2 protein-coding genes and 1 pseudogene are annotated in these 3,694 nt (G+C 74.6%); 2 read left to right on the forward strand and 1 reads right to left on the reverse strand.

The genetic code is table 11. The features are described 5' to 3' along the window. Positions 1-184: pseudogene (locus ACFE7F_RS15660) on the reverse strand (pyrimidine 5'-nucleotidase); the annotation flags it as partial. Between the two features lie 116 nt (positions 185-300). On the opposite strand from ACFE7F_RS15660, the gene ACFE7F_RS15665 reads away from it, so the two are divergent. Together ACFE7F_RS15665 and ACFE7F_RS15670 are read left to right on the forward strand one after the other, a co-directional pair. Beyond that, positions 301-2,640: a S8 family peptidase gene (locus tag ACFE7F_RS15665; RefSeq protein ID WP_375404777.1), complete on the forward strand. Its 2,340-nt coding sequence runs from the start codon at positions 301-303 to the stop codon at positions 2,638-2,640. 24 nt (positions 2,641-2,664) lie between these two features. Then, positions 2,665-3,663, forward strand: coding sequence for an LLM class flavin-dependent oxidoreductase (locus tag ACFE7F_RS15670; RefSeq protein ID WP_375404778.1), 999 nt, complete (start codon positions 2,665-2,667; stop codon positions 3,661-3,663). The last annotated feature ends 31 nt before the right edge of the window (positions 3,664-3,694 follow it).

The following is a 3,694-nucleotide window of genomic DNA, read 5'->3' on the forward strand; positions in this document are numbered from 1 at the left end:
TGCCGTGGCCGTGGAAATACAGCTTCTGCACCCGCCGCGCCTCGACCGGGTCGACGCCGAGCAGCCGCCCGACATAGGCCGTCATGCGCGCGTCGATCCGCTCGAACAGGTTCGACCGCGCGGGGTACAGCGTGTTGTCGAGGTCGAAGATCCAGCTGTCGATATGGGCGAGTTCGCGGATCATCGGGGCCGGCGTCTAGGGCCCGCGGCGCGGAGCGGCAAGCGCGGTGGCGGTCGGTCATTAAGCCGTGATAAACCAGTCGCATCTACTGGCATTGGCGATCGACGGGAGCATGCGTGATGGCGGTATGGAGGTGGCGCATCGGCGCCGGCGCGGCGGCCCTGATGCTCGGCGCGTGCGGCGGAGGAGGAGGCGGACCCGCGTCCACCCCCGCCCCGCCCGTGGCCACGCCCGCACCCGCACCCGCTCCGACACCAACGCCGACGCCAACGCCGACACCCGCGCCCGCCCCCACACCCGCGCCGACCCCCACCCCGACCCCGCCCGCTACGGCGGACACCCCCGAATACCGCGCGACGGTGGGTGCGGTGTCGATGAACGCGCTCGCCGCCTATCGCCGCGCCGCGACGGGGGCGGGCGTCGGCGTCGCGGTGATCGACACCGGCGTCGACCTGCAATCGGAGGAGTTCGGAGGGAGGCTGTCCGCTGCCTCGCGCGACGTGGCGGGCAATGCGAGCGCCGACGACGAGGGCGGGCACGGCACCGCCGTCGCCTTCACCGTCGCGGGCAGGCGCAACGGCGTCGGCACCCACGGCGTCGCCTACGAGGCCACGCTCATCGCGCTCCGCGCCGACCGCCCGGGCTCCTGCGCGACCGAGGCCGTCGACGACGAGGATTCCGGTTGCCGCTTCGGCACCGACGCGATCGCGCGCGGGGTGGACGCCGCGCGGCTGGCGGGGGCGCGCGTGATCAACATATCGCTCGGCGGCGGCGACCCGATGCCCCCTACCTTGCGCGAAGCGGTATCACGCGCGACCGCGGCGGGGATCGTGATCGTCATCGCAGGCGGCAACGACGGCACCGCCGATCCCGACCCCTTCTCGCTCGTGGCGCTCGATGCCGGCGTCGCGCGCGGCCAGGTGATCATCGCCGGATCGGTCGGCGCGGGCGACGCGATATCGGAATTCAGCGACCGCGCGGGATCGGGCGCGCCCGCGTTCTTGTCGGCGGTGGGCGAGCGGGTGCGCGCGCCCGACGAGGAAGGGACGCCGTTCCTGTGGTCGGGCACGTCCTTCGCCGCGCCGCAGATCTCGGGCGCGGTGGCGCTGCTGGCGCAGGCTTTCCCGAACCTCACGGGCGCGCAGATCGTCGATCTGCTGCTCACCACCGCGCGTGACGCGGGCGCGGCGGGCGTCGACCCGGTCTATGGTCGCGGCGTGCTCGACCTGTCGCGCGCGTTCCAGCCGGTGGGCGTCGTGTCCGTCGCCGGATCGGGCGCGGCGGTGTCGCTCACGGGCGGCGGCACGCTGTCCGCGCCGATGGGCGACGCACGCGCGAGCGGCGCGGGCGCGGTCATCCTCGACGGCTTCTCCCGCGCGTTCGCGGTCGACCTCGCGGACGGATTGAAGCGCGACACGCCGACCCCGGCGCTCGTCCGCGCGCTCGGCGGCGGGCGCATCCGCACCGTCGGCATGGCGACCGACGCGACGAGCGTCGCGATGACGCTCGCGCCGGTAGGCGACCGCGGCGTCCAGCTCCGCCGCGCCGAACTCGCCCCCGGCGACGCGCAGGCCGCGCGCGCGGTCGCGGGATCGGTCACGCAGCGGCTGGGATCTCGCGCCAGCTTCGCCTTCGGCTTCGGCACGGGCGGCCAAGCCCTTGGTGCCCGCTTGAGCGGAAGCGCGGAACCCGCCTTCCTCATCGCCGGTGCGGGCGGGCACGGCTTCGACGCGGGCGCGGACGGCGCGGCCGCACTCCGCCACCGCTTCGGGAACCTCGGCGTGACGATCGCCGCCGAGTCCGGCCGCGTCTCCTCGCGCCGCGACGACGACCTGCGCGGCGGCCGCTGGCGGCAGTCGGGCTACGACCGCGTCGCGCTGTCGCTCGACCGCCAGGTCGGGCCGGTCGCCGCGACGCTGACGGGCAGCCGCCTCGCCGAGCGGGACACGCTGCTCGGCGCTCGCATGGGCTCCGCGCTCGGCGGCCCGGCGGGGACGAGCTGGTTCGCCGACGCCGGCGCGCGCGTCGATTTCGGCGGGCGCTGGACGCTCGGCGGAGGCTATTGCCGCGGCTGGACGACCGCGCGCCTGAGCGGGCTGGAGGGCGGCGGGCTGCTGCGCTCGGCGGCCTGGTCGGCGGATGTCGGCGCGGCCGGGCTGTTCGCGCCGGGCGACGGCGCGGGCCTGCGGATCGCCCAACCCTTGCGCGTCGCGAGCGGCGGGCTCGATCTCGTCCTGCCCACCAACTGGAGCTACGTCGAGCGGCGCGTCGATGCCTGGACGCGGCAGTCGCTGAGCCTCGCCCCGACCGGCCGCGAGCTCGATGTCGAGGCCCGCTACGCGCTCCCGCTCGGGGCCGGGACGCTGGAGGGCAACCTGTTCTGGCGGCGCGATCCGGGGCATGTCGCCAGGGGGAATGACGACCGCGGGCTGGCGGTGCGCTACGGGTTCGTATTCTGACGGGCAGCGCCCATGTTGCCTTCCATGACCCCATACTCCTTCCTCGATCTCGTTCCCGTCGTGCAGGGCGGCACCGTCGCGGGCGCGCTGGCGAGCGCCGCCGACCTCGCCCGCCACGCCGAGGCGCTCGGCTTCACCCGCTACTGGGTGGCCGAGCATCACGGGATGGCGGGGATCGCGTCGGCCGCGACCGCCGTCGTCGTGGCGCACATCGCTGGCGCGACGAGCACGATCCGGGTGGGCGCGGGCGGGATCATGCTCCCCAACCACGCGCCGCTCGTCATCGCCGAGCAGTTCGGGACGCTCGACGCGCTGTTTCCCGGCCGCATCGACCTCGGGCTCGGCCGCGCCCCCGGCTCCGACCAGCGGGTCGCGCAGGCGATGCGCCGGACACTGACGAGCGACGCGAACGACTTCCCGCGCGACGTCATGGAGCTCCAAAGCTACTTTGCCGACGACGGGCGTACAGGCATCCGCGCGACCCCCGGCGCGGGTGCGCGGCCCGGGATGTGGATCCTGGGCTCCAGCACCTTCGGCGCGCAGCTCGCCGCCGCGCTCGGCCTCCCCTTCGCCTTCGCCTCCCACTTCGCGCCGGACTCGCTCGACACAGCGATGACGATCTATCGCCGCGACTTCCGTGCCTCGGCCACCATGGCACGGCCATACGCGATAGCGGCGATGAACGTGTTCGCGGCCGACACCGACGCGGAAGGCGCGTTCCTCGCCAGCTCGCAGCAGCAGGCGTTCGTGGCGCTCCGTACCGGCACCCCCGGCCCCCTACCCCCGCCGGTCGAGGGCTACCGCGAGAGCCTGGGCGCGCAAGGCGCCGCGATGCTCGACCACGTGCTGCAATGCTCGGCCGTCGGCTCGCCTACGACCGTGGCGCGCGGGATCGCGGCGTTCACGGCGCGCACGGGCGTCGACGAGGTGCTGGTCGCGAGCGCGATATTCGACCAAGAGGCGAGGAAGCGCAGCCTCGCGATCACCGCCGGCCTGATGGGCGAACTGGCCGAAGCCGCCTGACCCAACCCTCTCCCGCCTTTGCGGGAGAGGG

The organism is uncultured Sphingomonas sp. (assembly GCF_964235535.1).
GTDB lineage: Bacteria > Pseudomonadota > Alphaproteobacteria > Sphingomonadales > Sphingomonadaceae > Sphingomonas.

Coding starts and splice junctions, on each gene's coding strand:
- ACFE7F_RS15665 (WP_375404777.1), top strand. CDS start 301: ATGGCGGTATGGAGGTGGCGCATCGGCGCCGGCGCGGCGGCCCTGATG.
- ACFE7F_RS15670 (WP_375404778.1), top strand. CDS start 2,665: ATGACCCCATACTCCTTCCTCGATCTCGTTCCCGTCGTGCAGGGCGGC.